At 46.4% G+C, this 17077-nt stretch carries 15 protein-coding genes; 10 read left to right on the top strand and 5 right to left on the bottom strand.

Annotation, left to right across the window (positions count from 1 at the left end; translation table 11 throughout):
* Window positions 1–155 precede the first annotated feature (155 nt).
* Together parE and parC are read left to right on the top strand one after the other, a co-directional pair.
* Window positions 156–2036, top strand: coding sequence for a DNA topoisomerase IV subunit B (gene parE / locus ACVA6Q_RS16265; protein WP_353497794.1), 1881 nt, complete (start codon window positions 156–158; stop codon window positions 2034–2036).
* A gap of 2 nt (window positions 2037–2038) precedes the next feature.
* Window positions 2039–4318 (top strand): DNA topoisomerase IV subunit A, encoded by a 2280-nt coding sequence (parC, locus tag ACVA6Q_RS16270; protein ID WP_446648185.1) that lies wholly within the window; start codon window positions 2039–2041, stop codon window positions 4316–4318.
* Between the two features lie 75 nt (window positions 4319–4393).
* Here parC and degS read toward each other — a convergent pair whose 3' ends face one another.
* The 3 genes from degS to zapG all read right to left on the bottom strand — a co-directional run bounded on the left by degS (window position 4394) and on the right by zapG (window position 7637).
* A complete protein-coding gene (gene degS / locus ACVA6Q_RS16275; RefSeq protein WP_042501093.1) occupies window positions 4394–5458 on the bottom strand; it encodes an outer membrane-stress sensor serine endopeptidase DegS in 1065 nt (354 codons plus the stop codon).
* A 231-nt stretch (window positions 5459–5689) separates the two neighbouring features.
* Window positions 5690–7057: a Do family serine endopeptidase gene (locus ACVA6Q_RS16280; RefSeq protein WP_446648252.1), complete on the bottom strand. Its 1368-nt coding sequence runs from the start codon at window positions 7055–7057 to the stop codon at window positions 5690–5692.
* A 118-nt stretch (window positions 7058–7175) separates the two neighbouring features.
* The gene (gene zapG / locus ACVA6Q_RS16285; protein WP_446648186.1) at window positions 7176–7637 is read right to left on the bottom strand and encodes a Z-ring associated protein ZapG; all 462 of its coding nucleotides are present in this window, start codon (window positions 7635–7637) and stop codon (window positions 7176–7178) included.
* Between the two features lie 141 nt (window positions 7638–7778).
* Between zapG and zapE the strand changes: the two genes are divergently transcribed.
* The 8 genes from zapE (at window position 7779) to sspB (ending at window position 14220) form a co-directional block, all read left to right on the top strand.
* Complete coding sequence (zapE, locus tag ACVA6Q_RS16290) at window positions 7779–8882, top strand: cell division protein ZapE (protein ID WP_446648187.1); 1104 nt, start codon at window positions 7779–7781, stop codon at window positions 8880–8882.
* A gap of 211 nt (window positions 8883–9093) precedes the next feature.
* Window positions 9094–9522 carry a 50S ribosomal protein L13 gene (rplM, locus tag ACVA6Q_RS16295; protein ID WP_234494550.1) on the top strand — a complete coding sequence of 143 codons (429 nt, stop codon included), beginning with the start codon at window positions 9094–9096 and terminating at the stop codon, window positions 9520–9522.
* Between the two features lie 15 nt (window positions 9523–9537).
* The gene (gene rpsI, locus ACVA6Q_RS16300) at window positions 9538–9930 is read left to right on the top strand and encodes a 30S ribosomal protein S9 (RefSeq protein ID WP_042501109.1); all 393 of its coding nucleotides are present in this window, start codon (window positions 9538–9540) and stop codon (window positions 9928–9930) included.
* Between the two features lie 465 nt (window positions 9931–10395).
* Entirely contained in the window at window positions 10396–10986 is a 591-nt protein-coding gene (gene petA, locus ACVA6Q_RS16305; RefSeq protein WP_042501112.1) for a ubiquinol-cytochrome c reductase iron-sulfur subunit, read from the top strand.
* Entirely contained in the window at window positions 10986–12251 is a 1266-nt protein-coding gene (locus ACVA6Q_RS16310; protein WP_353497798.1) for a cytochrome b, read from the top strand. Before petA ends, ACVA6Q_RS16310 begins: the two co-directional genes overlap by 1 nt.
* Window positions 12248–12985 (top strand): cytochrome c1, encoded by a 738-nt coding sequence (locus ACVA6Q_RS16315; protein WP_353497799.1) that lies wholly within the window; start codon window positions 12248–12250, stop codon window positions 12983–12985. Before ACVA6Q_RS16310 ends, ACVA6Q_RS16315 begins: the two co-directional genes overlap by 4 nt.
* Before the next feature lie 86 nt (window positions 12986–13071).
* Complete coding sequence (gene sspA, locus ACVA6Q_RS16320; protein WP_338163482.1) at window positions 13072–13707, top strand: stringent starvation protein SspA; 636 nt, start codon at window positions 13072–13074, stop codon at window positions 13705–13707.
* Window positions 13708–13731: 24 nt separating this feature from the next.
* A complete protein-coding gene (sspB, locus tag ACVA6Q_RS16325; protein ID WP_353497800.1) occupies window positions 13732–14220 on the top strand; it encodes a ClpXP protease specificity-enhancing factor in 489 nt (162 codons plus the stop codon).
* A gap of 458 nt (window positions 14221–14678) precedes the next feature.
* On the opposite strand, the gene ACVA6Q_RS16330 is transcribed toward sspB, so the two are convergent.
* On the bottom strand, window positions 14679–15350 hold the full coding sequence (locus ACVA6Q_RS16330) for a GntR family transcriptional regulator (protein WP_353497801.1): 672 nt from the start codon (window positions 15348–15350) through the stop codon (window positions 14679–14681).
* Window positions 15351–15515: 165 nt separating this feature from the next.
* Window positions 15516–16928 (bottom strand): pyruvate kinase PykF, encoded by a 1413-nt coding sequence (pykF, locus tag ACVA6Q_RS16335; RefSeq protein WP_353497802.1) that lies wholly within the window; start codon window positions 16926–16928, stop codon window positions 15516–15518.
* Between the last annotated feature and the right edge of the window lie 149 nt (window positions 16929–17077).

Consider the following 17077-nt stretch of genomic DNA (forward strand, 5'->3'; position numbering starts at 1 on the left):
TTGGGCCAGACTATGATGTGTCTGTACTTACGCGTAGCCCGCAGTGGTGCACTAGTCAACCATGCACGACTGAACAAACGGGCCAGCGACTTTAAGTCGCAATCTCTATTTTTGCTGCTAAGTATCAATCATTATTTGAGTAAAATTTCCGTATTATGACAGAACAATATAATGCTGGAGCCATTGAGGTTCTCAATGGTCTTGAGCCAGTACGTCGCCGACCAGGGATGTATACGGATACAGCGCGCCCAAACCATTTGGGCCAAGAAGTTATCGATAACAGTGTCGATGAAGCGCTAGCCGGACATGCCTCTAAGGTACAAGTCATTCTGCATGCCGACCAATCGCTAGAAGTGATTGATGATGGTCGTGGTATGCCAGTCGATATCCACCCTGAAGAGAAGATTTCAGGTGTTGAGCTTATTTTCTGTAAGCTCCACGCGGGTGGCAAGTTCTCGAACAAAAACTATCAATTCTCCGGCGGTTTGCACGGGGTTGGTATCTCCGTGGTTAACGCACTTTCGAAACGCGTTGAAGTTGCAGTGCGTCGCGACGGCCAAGTGTATGAAATGGCCTTTGAGCACGGTAATAAAGTTCAGGAGCTGACAGTCACTGGCACTTGTGGTCGCCGTAATCGCGGTACCAGCGTTCATTTCTGGCCTGATGTGAGCTATTTTGACTCGGCGAACTTCTCGGTCACTCGTCTGGTGAACAACCTGCGTGCGAAAGCGGTGTTGTGTCCGGGTCTGGAAATTACCTTTACCGATAAGGTAAATGGCAAAGACTATAACTGGTACTACGAAGATGGTCTAAAAGACTATCTAGCGGAAGGCGTAAAAGGTTACGCAGTCCTACCTGAAGCACCATTTACCGGCGAATTTACCGCAGAGACTGAAGCGGCAACCTGGGCTGTGATCTGGCAGCCAGAAGGCGGTGAGATGATCACCGAAAGCTATGTTAACTTGATCCCAACAGCTCAAGGCGGTACGCACGTTAATGGTCTGCGTCAAGGCTTACTGGATGCGATGCGCGAGTTCTGTGAGTTCCGTAATTTGCTTCCTCGTGGCGTTAAGCTAACCGGTGATGACGTATTTGAGCGATGCTCATACGTACTGTCTATTAAGATGCAAGATCCGCAGTTTGCAGGACAAACTAAAGAGCGCCTCTCTTCTCGTCAGTGTGCTGCGTTTGTTTCTGGCGTGGTTAAAGATGCGTTTAGCCTATGGCTAAATGAAAAGCCTCAGCTTGCTGAGCAATTGGCAGAAGTCTGTATTGCCAACGCGCATCGTCGTATGCGTGCCAGCAAAAAAGTGGTGCGTAAGAAGGTAGCTTCTGGTCCTGCACTACCGGGTAAGCTGACGGATTGTTCACAACAAGATCTTAACCGCACCGAAATTTTCTTCGTGGAGGGTGACTCGGCGGGTGGCAGTGCCAAGCAGGCACGCGATCGTGAGTTCCAAGCAGTGATGCCATTGCGTGGTAAAATCCTCAATACATGGGAAGTATCGGCAGACCAAGTTTTGGCGTCGCAAGAAGTACACGACATCTCCGTGGCTTTGGGTATTGACCCAGATACCGAAAACCTTGATGGTCTTCGCTACGGTAAAGTCTGTATCCTTGCCGATGCGGACTCGGATGGTCTGCACATTGCGACGCTGCTATGTGCGCTATTTACTAAACACTTCCGTTCATTGGTTGCCGCCGGGCACGTCTATGTCGCAATGCCACCACTGTATCGCATCGATTGTGGTAAAGAGGTGTTCTACGCTCTTGATGACGATGAAAAAGATGGCGTGCTTGAACGTCTGAGTAAGAAAAAAGCGAAGATCAACGTCCAACGATTTAAAGGTCTGGGTGAGATGAACCCATTGCAGCTGCGTGAAACCACGATGGATCCAAATACCCGTCGCTTGGTGCAGTTGACCATTGATGATGACGAAGCCACCAATGAGATGATGGATATGCTGCTTGGTAAAAAGCGTGCTGACGATCGTCGTAGCTGGCTACAAAACAACGGTGACATGGCTGAGGTATAACAATGTCGACTGAAATGTCTTTTGATGGTGTAGAACAGCTGCCTCTGCGAAAGTTCACTGAAGACGCCTATCTGAATTACTCAATGTACGTGATTATGGATCGTGCATTGCCTTACATCGGTGATGGATTAAAACCCGTGCAACGCCGCATTATCTATGCGATGTCTGAGCTGGGTCTGTCCGCATCGGCGAAATACAAAAAATCTGCACGTACCGTTGGTGATGTGTTGGGTAAATATCACCCACACGGCGACTCTGCGTGTTATGAAGCCATGGTATTGATGGCTCAGCCATTCTCATATCGCTACCCATTGGTGGACGGTCAAGGTAACTGGGGTGCCCCAGATGATCCTAAATCGTTCGCGGCAATGCGTTATACCGAAGCCAAGCTGTCTAAGTTTGCAGAAGTTTTGCTGGGTGAAGTTGGCCAAGGCACGGTTGAGTGGCAGCCAAACTTTGACGGCACGATGAAAGAGCCGAAGATCTTACCGGCACGATTGCCCCATATCTTGCTTAATGGCATTACGGGTATCGCAGTTGGTATGGCTACTGATATCCCACCGCATAATATGCGTGAGATTGCCGACGCGACAATTCATCTTATTGATAAGCCAAAATCTGAGCTTGCTGAGGTGATGGGGTTTGTTAAAGGGCCGGATTACCCGACTGAAGCTGAAATCATTTCACCGCAAGCCGACCTAGAGAAAATCTATCGTACGGGTCGTGGTAGCGTGAAGATGCGTGCAGTGTGGCACAAAGAGGGCTCGGAGATTGTGATCACTGCGCTGCCACATCAGGTTTCTGGCGCTAAGCTTTTGGAGCAGATTGCAAACCAGATGCGAGCGAAGAAGCTGCCTATGGTAGACGATCTTCGTGATGAGTCTGATCACGAAAACCCAACGCGTATCGTTGTGGTGCCGCGCTCAAACCGCATTGATTGCGACCAGCTTATGAATCATTTGTTCGCATCGACCGATCTTGAGAAGAACTTCCGTGTGAACCTCAACATGATTGGTCTCGATAACCGTCCACAAGTGAAAGGTCTGATACAGATCTTAACAGAGTGGATTGAGTATCGCCGTGAGACAGTGCGCAAGCGTCTTCAGTATCGTCTAGACAAGATCCTTGCTCGTTTGCACATCCTTGAAGGTTTGTTGGTGGCGTACCTCAACCTTGATGAAGTGATTGAGATTATCCGTACTGAGGACGAACCAAAAGCCGTACTGATGGCGCGCTTCGGCATCACGGATATTCAAGCGGATGCGATTCTGGACACCAAACTTCGCCACCTTGCGAAGCTGGAAGAAATGAAGATCCGCGGTGAACAAGACGAGCTTGAGAAAGAGCGTGAGAAGCTTGAAAAGCTACTTGGCTCTGAGCGTCGTATGAACACGCTATTGAAGAAAGAAATCCAAGCTGACGCTGAGAAATACGGTGACGATCGCCGCTCTCCAATCGTTGAGCGTGCAGAAGCGAAAGCGATGACCGAGCGTGACTTGGTACCAAGCGAACCAATCACTGTTGTGCTTTCGGAGAAAGGTTGGATCCGTCACGCGAAAGGCCACGATGTGGATGCGAGCGGGCTCAACTACAAAGCGGGTGATAAATTCTTAGCCTCCGCTAAAGGTAAGAGTAGTCAGCCAGCGGTATTCCTTGGCAGTGATGGTCGTAGTTACTCGTTAGAGTCACACTCTTTGCCATCGGCTCGTAGCCAAGGTGAACCAATTACAGGTCGACTCAACATCAGTGCTGGCTCAACAGTGCGCCAAGTCGTGATGGGTGAAGAAGATCAGCTATGGTTGATTGGCTCAGATGCGGGTTATGGTTTTGTGTGTAAAGGTAGTGATCTGCTATCGAAGAACCGCAGCGGTAAAGCGTTGGTGACTCTGCCACAAGCTTCTGAAGTGATGACGCCAGCAACGGTTGGCGATCTTGAGTCAGACGAAATCTTAGCGATCACCAACCAAGGCCGTATGCTACTGTTCCCGATTAAAGATTTGCCGCAGTTAGGCAAAGGTAAAGGGAACAAGATCATCAACATTCCATCGGCTAAGGCTAAAGCGCGTGAGGAGTTTGTCTCTCACTTGATGGCATTGCCACAAGGTGTATCCATTACCCTTTATGCGGGTAAGCGCAAGCTTGGACTGAAAGCGAGTGATCTGGATAACTTCCGTGGTGAGCGTGGGCGTCGTGGCGGGCTACTACCAAGAGGTCTTCAGCGTGTGACTCGTATTGAGGTAGATACTGGTAACGCACCAGAAGCTGCTATCGAAGAAGAGTAAGCGAATAAAAAAAAACCTCCGACAGTGTCGGAGGTTTTTTTATATCTGCTGTAAAGTACTAAGTCTAGCGATGCGCTAGTCTCGGCTGTCTTCACCCACAGTGACCGGTAAGATAAGCTCCTTGCCGTCCCGCAGCAGTTTCACGTCAACCGTAGTGCCGGGTCTCAGGTCGGTAACTAAATCCAAAACGCCTTGACGGCCATTCAGTTTATTGCCGTCAATCATTAGGACGATGTCTTGCACTTCAATACCTGCTTTGGCGGCCGGCCCTTCAGGATCAAGCCCTAGCACTATGATGCCACCAATGTGTTCATTGCCGAGTAGGCGAGCAGTGACGGAGTTAATATCTTGGCCATCAATGCCAATGTAGCCGCGGATAACGCGTCCATCAGCGATGATTTTTTCCATGATTTTACTTGCCAACTGATAAGGAATAGCAAATGAAATACCGTAGGTTTCTAAATCAGTTGCTTGCTGGAATGAGGCGGTGTTAATACCAACAAGCTCACCAAGCGTATTTACCAATGCACCCCCTGAGTTACCTTGGTTGATAGCTGCGTCGGTTTGGATGAAGGCTTGAATACCGCCAGCGCTAATGGATGAGCGTCCAGTGGCAGAGATGATGCCGAAGGTGGTGGTCTGTCCTAAGTTGTATGGATTACCAATCGCCAGTACCACATCGCCAACTTTTGGTGAGTAATTTGGATTGAGTGGGATTACAGGGAGGTTCCCCCCTTCAATGCGCAGTACCGCAATGTCGGTGCGCTGATCTTTACCAACAAGCTGGGCAGCAGCAACGCGCCCATCTTGCAGTGCGACAATGATCTGGTCAGCATTGGCGACGACGTGATAATTGGTAATGATGTAGCCTTTATCACTGACGATTACGCCTGAGCCTAGACCTTGTGTTGACAGTGTGGTGCGATCGCTCTCTTTATACTGACGACTGTAAATATTGACGACTGCAGGCGCCGCCTTGCGTACCGCTTGATTAAATGAGACTTGCTGAGATTGGTCGTATTCAGGTTGCGAGACGATATTATTCGGTATGACGTTTTGTCTGAGGGAAGGTACCGCTAGTAGCACTAAGAGCGCTGTAATAAGACCCATAGATACAGAGCGGATTAAAAAGTTCAGCATTTTTCCCTCGAGTTGAATCGAAAATATAGCCGCAATGTCAGACTTAGCAAACGGTTACCTTGTTAAGTTAGTATTAACTAACTCGCAAAACGAGATGATTTTTTGAAATCAACCGAAAAAGTAAAAGACGTACAGCAGAGTTCGAAAGGATATCATTTATACCGCTGAGAATAAAAGAGCAGCCTCAATAGGGCTGCTCTATGACACAAAATTAACCAAGTTGAGTCGTGATTATCGAACGACTAGGTAGATGGTTCTGTCTCCGCGCTGAATGTTCAGTGCTAATACACCAGGTTTTTTCTCAAGCAGCTTACGCAGCTGTGCGACGTTTTTCACTCGAGTACGGTTCACGCCGATGATGATGTCATCTTTTTGCAGCTCGTATTGAGCGGCAGGAGAGCCTTCTGCAACCGATGTCACCTTGACCCCTTCAATGGCATCACTGCTGGTCGTGTTGGCAAACTCTGCTCCAGTGAGTCCTTCATGAAGCTTGTCCGCTTTAGTTGCTGATTGTGTGGACTCTTTCAGCGTCGCTTCGAAAGACTTTTCTTTGCCATCACGAACCACGCCAAGCGTGACCGTTTTGCCCGCCCCGAGAGTGGCGACTTTGGCACGTAGCTCGCTAAAGGTGGAGATTTTCTTACCATTTACCGAGACGATGATATCGCCAGCTTCCAGCCCAGCTTTGTCTGCTGCACTATCAGGTACGACTTGGCTGACAAACGCACCTTTGCTTGAATCATAGCCGAGTGCTTCTGCAAGCTCTGAGGTGACTTCGCCACCTTGAACGCCCAGCATGCCACGTTTCACCTCACCAAACTCAATGATTTGACCGGTAAGGTTGGTCATCATGTTCGATGGGATGGCGAAACCAATACCAACGTTGCCACCATTTGGTCCTAAGATGGCAGTGTTGATACCAATAAGCTCACCGTTGAGGTTTACCAAGGCACCACCAGAGTTACCGCTGTTAATAGCCGCATCGGTCTGAATGAAGTTTTCAAAGTTTTCAATGTTGAGGCCACTTCGCCCTAGCGCGGATACAATACCGGAAGTAACAGTTTGTCCTAGACCAAATGGGTTACCAATCGCGACGGTAAAGTCACCGACACGAAGCCCGTCTGAATCAGCCACTTTAATTTCTGTAAGGTTCTTAGCGCCATCTACTTTTAGCAGTGCTACGTCAGACATTTCATCGCCGCCAACGAGTTCAGCATCGAACTCACGTCCATCACCAAGTTTGATGCGGATTTCTTCTGCGCCATTGATGACGTGATAGTTCGTCACGATGTAGCCTTTCTTAGCGTCAATAACGACACCGGAGCCTAGCCCACGAAATGGGCGCTCTTGAAGCTGTTCAGTAGGGAAGTCAGGACCAAAGAAAAAGCGAAACTGGTCTGGCAGTTGTTGTCGAGAAACTTGAGTCCCCTCTACAGCGATGCTGACCACCGCTGGGGTGACCTTTTCTAGCATAGGTGCAAGGCTTGGTAGTTGCTCGCCATTAACAGACAATGGTAAAGCGGCCGTCGCAGGTAGTGGGGCGATGATTGCACTTAGGCTTAACGAAAGAACAGTTAACGCAAGTACGGGTTTTTTCATCATAAAACTCCTCATAGGATCAGTAAGGTTTATGACTCAACGATTGTGGTAAAGTTCAGCCTTAATACAAAAACGGCCAGCAATAGATTCAATGGCTGGCCGATTATGAGGTTTCTAATTAAGAAGCTTTGGCTGTGGTTGCGGGCTCTTGAGCGATTGCCGAAGGGGCTTCGACCACTTCTTTTTTCTCTTCTCTCAACAGACCGGTTGCACCGTTAACATAATCTTTAGGTGGCTGATCGGCAGAATCGTTGGCGTCAATGACTTCTACGTTGTGTTCAGCAATTTTCTTCACAAATGGATTATCTTGCTCAGGCAGGTTAGGCATTAGCTCTGTGGAGGTTTTAGCCATGTGCTGATAAAGCTTAGTGTAGTCTTTGCCCAGCGTGTCGAGCATTTCTGCGGTTTGCGCAAAATGATCCGACAGTTCTTGTCTTTGCTGTTCTAATGCAAACTTAGCGGACTCGAGGTCTTTTTGTAGCGTCTTTTGTTTCTTGTATTGTGGAGTAGTCAGTCGGGAAATCACAATTCCTAGAATAGCACCAACTAGCAAGCCGACAATGGCATATATCCAAGGCATAACAGCTCCTTTATAATGATAATTAACATGTACGTTACCAAGTGGTTACACACGTCGTATAGCCATGTTACTATGAGATTTCGAGCCAATAAAGCAAAAATACGCGCTCTTTAGCCCTTGGATCAGTGTTGCGAGTAATCCATGACGCCCATAGAAAGATATGAACACGATATTGAAACAAATGGTTTCCAGGCAGACCCTGCCCAACGCACTGCAGTGGAAGCCTTAGACAAATTACACCATCAATTTAGTGACTATTTAAAATTTGAAGCGCCTCCGCTTTCAATGATGCAAAAGCTGCTAGGAAAGAAGCCAGAACAAGCAGTACCTCCGAAGGGGCTGTATTTCTGGGGTGGAGTAGGGCGAGGAAAAACCTATTTGATGGACGCATTTTTTGATAGTTTGCCGACATCGAGAAAAATGCGAGTCCACTTCCACCGCTTCATGTATCGCGTACATGATGAACTAAAACGACTCGGAGACGTTGAAAACCCGTTAGAGAAAGTCGCAGACATCTTTGAGTCCGAAGCTAAAATTATTTGCTTCGATGAGTTTTTTGTCTCTGATATTACGGATGCGATGATTCTAGCGACCTTGCTACAAGAGCTGTTTAAGCGTGGGGTTGTTCTTGTCGCAACGTCCAATATCCCGCCGGAAAATTTGTATCGCAACGGCTTGCAGCGTGCCCGATTTATGCCGGCCATTTCGCTGATTCAAAGTCAGTGTGTGGTGCTAAATGTTGACAGCGGTATTGATTATAGACTACGAACGCTTGAGCAGGCAGAGATTTACCATTTCCCACTCGACGAGGCGGCTAACCAAAACCTTGAGCGCTATTTCAATCAGTTGGTAATGGACGACCGCGTTCATGAGGCTAGTATTGAGATTAATCACCGTGATATTGACGTGTTTGCCGCCGCTGACGATGTCTTGTTCGCAAGTTTCGCACAGTTGTGTCAAACCATGCGTAGTCAAAACGACTATATAGAGATGTCTAGAATTTATCACACGGTGCTGCTGGCTGATGTAAAGCAGATGGATGCTAAACTGGATGATGCCGCTAGGCGCTTTATCGCGTTAGTGGATGAATTTTATGAAAGACGGGTAAAACTGATCATTTCAGCCGAAGTCGCTCTAGAGGAGTTGTACACTCACGGTCAATTGGAGTTTGAGTTTAAGCGCTGTATTTCGCGACTCACCGAGATGCAAAGTCACGACTATTTGGCTTCTGAGCACCTCCCTTGATGTTTTTGGCCAATTTGTCCAAAAAATAGATGATTTTTTCCGCGAGCTTCTCTATAATCCTGCGACCCACCGTTACTGCAGGCGAGTTTCTTCAAACTTTTTGAGGAACGATGCCGAGAGTTTCAACACTCGAAGGGGTGATGTATGGGCTCTTAGACAGTGGGAGCGAAAGCTCCTTAAGTGTAAATTAAATTAACGGGTTATTATTAGCATGAAAACTTTCGTTGCTAAACCAGAAACTGTAAAACGCGACTGGTACGTTGTAGACGCTGAAGGTAAAACTCTTGGCCGTCTAGCAAGTGAAATTGCATCTCGCCTACGTGGCAAACACAAAGCTGAATACACTCCGCACACTGACACTGGTGATTACATCATCGTTGTTAACGCTGAGAAAGTTACTGTAACTGGTAACAAGGCTAAGAACAAAGTTTACTACCGTCACTCTGAGTTCCCAGGCGGCCTAAAATCAATCACTTTTGAAAAGCTGATCGATCGTAAGCCTGAAATGGCTCTTGAGCTAGCGGTTAAAGGTATGCTACCACGTGGTCCTCTAGGCCGTGCTATGTACCGTAAGCTTAAAGTTTACGCTGGCGCTGAGCACAACCATGTTGCTCAACAACCACAAGTACTAGACATCTAATCGGGGATTTCGAAAATGGCAGAGAATCAATACTACGGCACTGGCCGTCGCAAAAGCTCAGCTGCTCGTGTTTTCATCAAACCAGGCACTGGCAATATCGTAGTTAACAAGCGTGAACTAGAAGTATACTTCGGTCGCGAAACTTCTTGCATGGTAGTTCGTCAGCCTCTAGAGCTAACTGAACTAACTGAGAAGCTAGACCTATTCGTTACTGTAAAAGGTGGCGGTATTTCTGGTCAAGCAGGTGCTATCCGTCACGGTATCACTCGCGCGCTAATGGAATACGATGAAACTCTACGTCCTGCTCTACGTGCAGCTGGCTACGTTACGCGTGACGCTCGTTGCGTTGAACGTAAGAAAGTTGGTCTACGTAAAGCACGTCGTCGTCCACAGTTCTCTAAGCGTTAATTTTCTCCTTACCGAGAAGATTATGCTTTCCAACTTTATGTTGGAATGTGGATTCAAAAAGCTCAGCTCCGGCTGGGCTTTTTTGTTTTTATACGTCCAATAACCCTACTAAATTCAGAAACTCTGATCTTCACTCTCTCCTTTTCCCTCCTTTTGTGAACTAGCAAGCGAATTCCTGCTATAGATGTTACGAAAAGGTAGCTTTATCTTGTCAAAAAGTAGGGTTTTCTTTATCATTTGCTATCAAATAAATACAACTAAAATTCGTATTTTGTTAGCCATGCTCTACTGGTCGGAATCGATGTCTGAGCAGACTCAAGTAGCCAAAAATAATTAGTACTATTGGCTCGTTCAATTTGAAGGAAAATAGCCCAAGGAATGGTTCCCCAATGGGTTATTCCATCTAAAAGAGCAACTTGGATTCGCTCAGTATTGACCCAAAGGAGCAAATGGGAGAAATGTTGGATGAGCAATGCGCCTTTAAATAACGGTCGCAGGCGTTTCCTTACTGCGACAACTGCGGTTGTCGGTGGTTTGGGAGCAGCTGCAGTCGCCGTTCCTTTTATTAAATCTTGGAACCCAAGTGCCAAAGCGAAAGCCGCTGGTGCCCCTGTTGAAGTGGACGTCAGCAAGCTTGAAGAAGGTCAAATGGTTCGTGTTGAATGGCAGGGTAAGCCGGTATGGGTTGTGCGCCGCGCACAGTCTGTTTTGGACAACCTAAATAACCTAGCCGCTCAATTGCGAGACCCAGACTCAGGGGAAGAACAGCAACCAGAGTATGCACAAAACGTGTACCGCTCCATTAAACCGGAGTACTTTGTCGCTGTTGGTTTCTGTACCCACCTAGGTTGTTCGCCTACCTATCTTGCTGATTCCTTTAGTGAACAAGTTCAGGGTGTGAAATCGGGTTTCTTCTGCCCATGTCATGGCTCTAAGTTTGATATGGCTGGTCGTGTTTTCCAGAACGTACCAGCACCACTCAACCTAGTCATTCCTAAACACATGTACTTGAGTGATACCAGAATCCTTATTGGTGTTGATGAGGGGGATGCATAATGCAAGCGTTACTTGATTGGGTAGAAAAACGTCTACCTGCGATGAATGCTTATAAAAAGCATCTATCCGAATACCCAATGCCAAAAAACTTTAACTTTTGGTACCTGTTTGGTTCACTAGCGATGCTAGTGTTGGTCAACCAAATCCTAACCGGCATTTGGCTGACAATGAACTACGTACCTTCTGGTGAAGGTGCATTTGCCTCTGTTGAATACATCATGCGTGATGTGGAATACGGGTGGCTACTCCGCTATATGCACTCAACGGGTGCCTCGGCCTTTTTCGTTGTTGTCTACCTACATATGTTCCGTGGTCTTATCTATGGTTCTTATCAGAAGCCGCGTGAGCTGCTTTGGGTGTTCGGCATGCTGATCTTCCTTGTGTTGATGGCAGAAGCATTCATGGGTTACCTACTGCCTTGGGGACAAATGTCTTACTGGGGTGCACAGGTAATCATCTCGCTATTTGGTGCGATTCCAGTTATCGGTGATGACCTAACGCTTTGGATCCGTGGTGACTACATCATCTCTGGTGCAACGCTAAACCGTTTCTTCGCACTGCACGTGATAGCGCTACCAATCGTGCTACTACTGCTGATTGTGCTGCACGTACTCGCTCTACACGAAGTGGGTTCAAACAACCCAGATGGTATTGAGACTAAGCTTCCGAAAGGCAGCATGGGCGATGACTACAAGACGCAGTTCAAGTTCCACGACTACTACAGCAAGAAATACGACATCATCGATTCGATTCCTTTCCACCCTTACGGTACGGTAAAAGATCTCGTTGGTGTAGCTGGCTTCTTCTTCCTGTTCTGTTATGTGTTGTTCTTTAACCCAGAGATGGGCGGTTACTTCCTTGAGCCACCTAACTTTGAAGCTGCGAACCCGCTGAAGACACCTGAGCACATTGCTCCAGTATGGTACTTCACTCCGTTCTACGCGATTTTGCGTGCGGTACCAGACAAGCTACTTGGTGTTGTTGCAATGGGACTATCGATTGTATTCCTGTTCCTACTTCCTTGGTTCGACCGTTGTAAAGTTCGCTCTTATCGCTACAGAAGTAAGATTCACCTAATCAACATCATCCAGTTCACCATTAGCTTTATTGCTTTGGGTATTCTTGGTGCGCTACCAGCGACGCCAACGTACACGCTACTGGCTCAGATCTTCAGTTTAGGTTACTTCATGTTCTTCGTTCTGCTGTTCTTCTACAGTAAGAATGAAAACACCAAGCCATTGCCAGAGAGGGTGACATTCAAATGAAAAAGTGGATTGTAGTACTTTTCGCATTGCTGCCATCTCTAGCACTAGCCGCTGGTGGTAATGTAAATCTTGATAAAGCAAATAATGATTTGACGGATAAAGCGTCGCTTCAAAACGGTGCTAAGCTGTTTATGAACTACTGCTTTGCGTGTCACTCGACGCAGTATCAGCGCTATGAACGTGTAGCAACTGACTTGGGTATCCCTGTTGATCTCGCTAAAGAAAACCTAGTTTTCGATCCAGAAGCAAAGATCGGTGACCTGATGGTTAACGCAATGCCTCAGAAACAAGCAGCAGCTTGGTTTGGTGCTGCGCCACCAGATCTTACTTTGGTTGCTCGTGTTCGTGGTGTGGACTGGTTATATACTTATCTACGTACGTTCTACGCCGATCCAAGTCGTCCGTTTGGTGTGAACAACACCACATTCCCAAATGTTGGTATGCCGCATGTTCTTGAAGAGCTACAAGGTATCCCAACGCCGATATTCGAAACGAAAGTGGTTGATGGTGAAGAAGTTCAGGTGATTGTTGGTACTGAAACTGATGGTCGTGGTGAACTCAGTTCAAGCGAATATGACGATGCGGTACGTGACCTAGTTAACTTCCTTGAGTACTCAGGTGACCCTGTGAAACTCGAGCGTCATGCACTAGGTTGGTGGGTGATGGCGTTCCTAGTCATCTTCACTATCGTTGTAGTGCTGCTCAAGAAAGAGTATTGGCGTGATGTTCACTAATTGTGCTATAATAGCGCGTTAATTCCAATTTGTTCACAATGGAGGCCTTGCCTCCATTGTTTTTTGTAAGTATCCCGGAGGGCTCCATGGCTGTAGCTGCCAATAAACGTTCTGTGATGACTCTTTTTTCCAGTGCTACTGATTTATATAGCCACCAGGTTCGAATCGTTCTTGCGGAAAAAGGGGTTAGTGTTGAAGTCGAGTTAGTGGATGACGTGAACATCCCAGCTGAGCTTGCTGAGCTAAACCCATACAAGACTGTTCCAACTTTGGTCGATCGTGAGCTAGCCCTTTACGACTCAAAGATCATCATGGAATACCTAGATGAGCGTTTCCCTCATCCACCACTAATGCCAGTATATCCGGTAGCTCGTGGTAACAGCCGCTTAATGATTTATCGCATTGAGCGTAACTGGTACTCGCTTGCAGAGAAGGTAATGAAGGGTTCTGCAGAAGAATCAGAAGCGGCACGTAACAAACTTCGTAACGACCTACTGACTCTCGCGCCTATTTTTGCTGAGTACGAGTACTTCATGAGCGAAGAGTTCAGCCTAATTGATTGCTACCTAGCTCCATTATTATGGCGTTTGCCAGAGATGGGCATCGAGCTTGTTGGTCCTGGCTCAAAAGAAATCAAAGTGTATATGAACCGTGTATTTGAACGTGATTCATTCCTAGCTTCTCTAACAGAAGCTGAGCGTGAGATGCGTTTGGTTCGCTAGTCCTTATAGGTTTCTCTCGAGACGATGGATATTGAAAAAATGACACCTCGCCGACCATATATGCTTCGTGCATTTTATGATTGGCTAGTCGAGAATGATTTAACCCCGCATATTGTTGTTGATGCAAATATGCCGGGTGTGCGAGTTCCTTTAGAATTCGTGCAAGATGGTCAGATCATTCTTAATATTGCTCCAAGAGCGGTCGGCCAGCTTGAGTTGGGTAATGAAGCGATTACGTTTCATGCTCGATTTGGTGGTAAGCCGCACTCTGTGATTGCTCCTTTGTATTCGGTACAAGCGATTTATGCTCGTGAAAACGGTGCAGGCACTATGTTCGAACCTGAAGATGCGTATCTTTCTATTGAGGAAGAAGACATCTCAGAGCCAGAAGTGGTGACCGGTTTGTCCGTGGCCGCAGAAACTGAGCAGCCAGAGCTAAGCAGTGAAGAGCCTAACGGAGATGATGAACCGCCTAAACCAAAAGGGCGACCAAGTCTTCGTGTAGTCAAATAGCAAAAAGCCGCATTGATATGCGGCTTTTTTGTACCTCTAACACCTTACCTTTTTCTCATCTTATCGCTAACAGCGACTGTCTTCTTGCTTTTGAGACGTGTAAAAAACGTGCCACTGTATTAGACTTTAGTCTAATGCTGATTAAAACTTGACCTGTTAAGTGTAATCAGTAAACTAGGCGTTCTTGGAGTAAGGTCACACTTTTGGGTTCACATTTTCTCCTTCCTCAAGAATGGAATTTACTTTTGATTGGACAGTATTCACTTGGATGTCAATGAGTTAGGTGATAGAGGTTTGTTATGTACAATCACTTTTTGGTAAGGCTCACCGTCGGCGCTTTGGTCGTACTGGGCATCAAGTTGAGCGCATTATACTTTTTGCCTATGGTGCTTCTGCTCAACACGCATCACAAAGAATTCTTTGGATGGTAAAAATCGGGGCTAGCCCCGATTTTTTGTTTAATTCATTTCGATTTCGCTGACCGTTGGTTCGATGTCTTTCATCATATCATTGAGATATTGGGTCAGTTGCTGACGAGCTCCGTCGATGTCTTTATCGAGGGTCAGCTTCATCATCTTCTCGTGCTCTTCAAGGTTAAACAGCTCAGAGAAAGCTTTAGGTGAGTGACTTAGTGAGATGCGGCGATAGCGTTTGACTTGTCTGATGATGTCATTAAAAAAGTCGAGCATGTTCTTAGAGAAGCATCCGCTGAGCAAAGAACTATAGAAAGCTTCATGACGATCTTCCCATTCCTGCCAGTTAAAATTATCCCCTTGGAACTTAAAGCGAGATAGCTTGTGGAACTCTGTTAGAATCTCTAACTCCCAACTTTCGCTGCCTTGTTGGATTGACTTCTCTAACAGTACTGACGAGACAACCTTCAAGCTTTCATACAAATCATACAGCTCTAACTTTGAAATAGGCGCTACCCAGCAACCTTTTTGTGGTTCGAGTTTGACGTATTTAATCCACGAAAGTTGAATCAGTGCTTCTCGAATAGGAGAGGCTCCTACGTTGTACTTTTCCTTAAGCTCAGCAACCACCAGTTTTTGGTTTGGCTTGAGCTCCCCCGATAGAATATCCTGACAGATCATTTTAGCGACTTTGTCTGTCAATGTTGGGCTTGACACGTTACACCTCTTAACTCAGAAAATAAAATCTGGAAACGCACGGCGGTATGCCGTGTTGTAAAGCATGTCTGATAGTACAGCGTGTTGAAAATTTGGGCAAGAAAATTATAAAAAAAAGAGGGCATAAGCCCTCTTTTTATAGATATTTTGTATATATCTTCGGAATTATAGTACGTGAACAGACGCTGTGTTCGTTGTACCAGATGCTACTAGAGCACCAGAAACCATAACTACGATGTCGCCTTTCTTACCAAAACCAGACTCTAGAGCGTACTCTTTACCGTTTTTGTAGAACTCATCAGTGCTGTCGATTGAATCAACAAGAACTGGACGAACACCTTTAGTCAGAACTAGCTGTGCAGCTGTCTTAGAGTTAGTCGTTAGTGCAACGATGCTTGCTGTTGGGAAGTACTTACGTACAGAACGTGCAGACTTACCACCTTCAGTAGCAACGATGATTAGTGGAGCAGCTAGCTTCTCAGCTGTGTCTACTGCACCTTTACATACTGCTTCAGTGATACGTAGGCGTGGGCTGTCTAGACGAGAACCTAGTTCAGCTTTTAGTGCACCGTCAGTACGGTTCGCAATTTGAGCCATGATAGTTACCGCTTCAACAGGGTACTTACCTTTCGCTGTTTCACCAGAAAGCATTACTGCATCAGTACCGTCCATGATTGCGTTCGCAACGTCACCCGCTTCTGCACGAGTTGGACGTGGGTTTTGAATCATAGAATCAAGCATTTGAGTTGCAGTGATAACAGTCTTACGTGCACGGTTACACTTCTCGATCATCATCTTCTGAGCGAAGATTACTTCTTCAGCTGGGATCTCAACACCTAGGTCACCACGTGCAACCATGATGCCGTCAGAAAGCTCAAGGATCTCGTCGAAGTTATCTACACCTTCTTGGTTCTCAATCTTAGAGATGATGTGGATGTTCTCACCGCCGTTTGCGTTTAGCACGTCACGGATTTCTTTAACGTCTGCCGCTTTACGGATGAAAGATGCAGCAACGAAATCAACGCCTTGCTCACAACCAAATTTAAGGTCGTTCTTATCTTTTTCAGATAGAGCTGGAAGCTGAACAGAAACGCCTGGAAGGTTAACACCTTTGTTTTCACCAAGTGCGCCGTTGTTAAGAACTTTACACTTAACTTCAGTGTCAGTTGTAGAGATAACTTCCATTTCGATTAGACCGTCGTCTACTAGGATAGTGTTACCAGCAGAAAGGTCTTTTGCGAAACCTGCGTAAGTTACAGCAACAGTGTCTTTGTTACCTACAACAGCGATGTCAGTTGTGAAAGTGAATTCTTGACCAGCTACTAGATCAACGTCGTTGCCGCCTTCTAGCTTGATAGTACGAATTTCTGGACCTTTAGTGTCTAGAAGAATTGCAAGTTGCTTACCTACGTTTGCCATTACTTCACGGAAGTTAGCAATACGAGTGCCGTGCTCTTCGTAGTCACCGTGAGAGAAGTTTAGACGCATAACGTTCATGCCAGCGTTTACAAGCTCAGTTAGCTTCTCTACTGATTCAGTTTTAGGGCCAATCGTACATACGATTTTGGTCTTTTTCATGGAAGATACTCTCCGGTAAATATTATTACAATTTGAAAGTTAGTATTAGTCTCTCTAGAAGGCTAGGGATGCCCACAAATAATTCACGTGAGCTATCAATCTTTTCTCTAGTTTCGCTTCTTCTAGAAGTGAAAGTCTTTCATCAAGTT

This window comes from Vibrio sp. DNB22_10_4 (assembly GCF_052879755.1).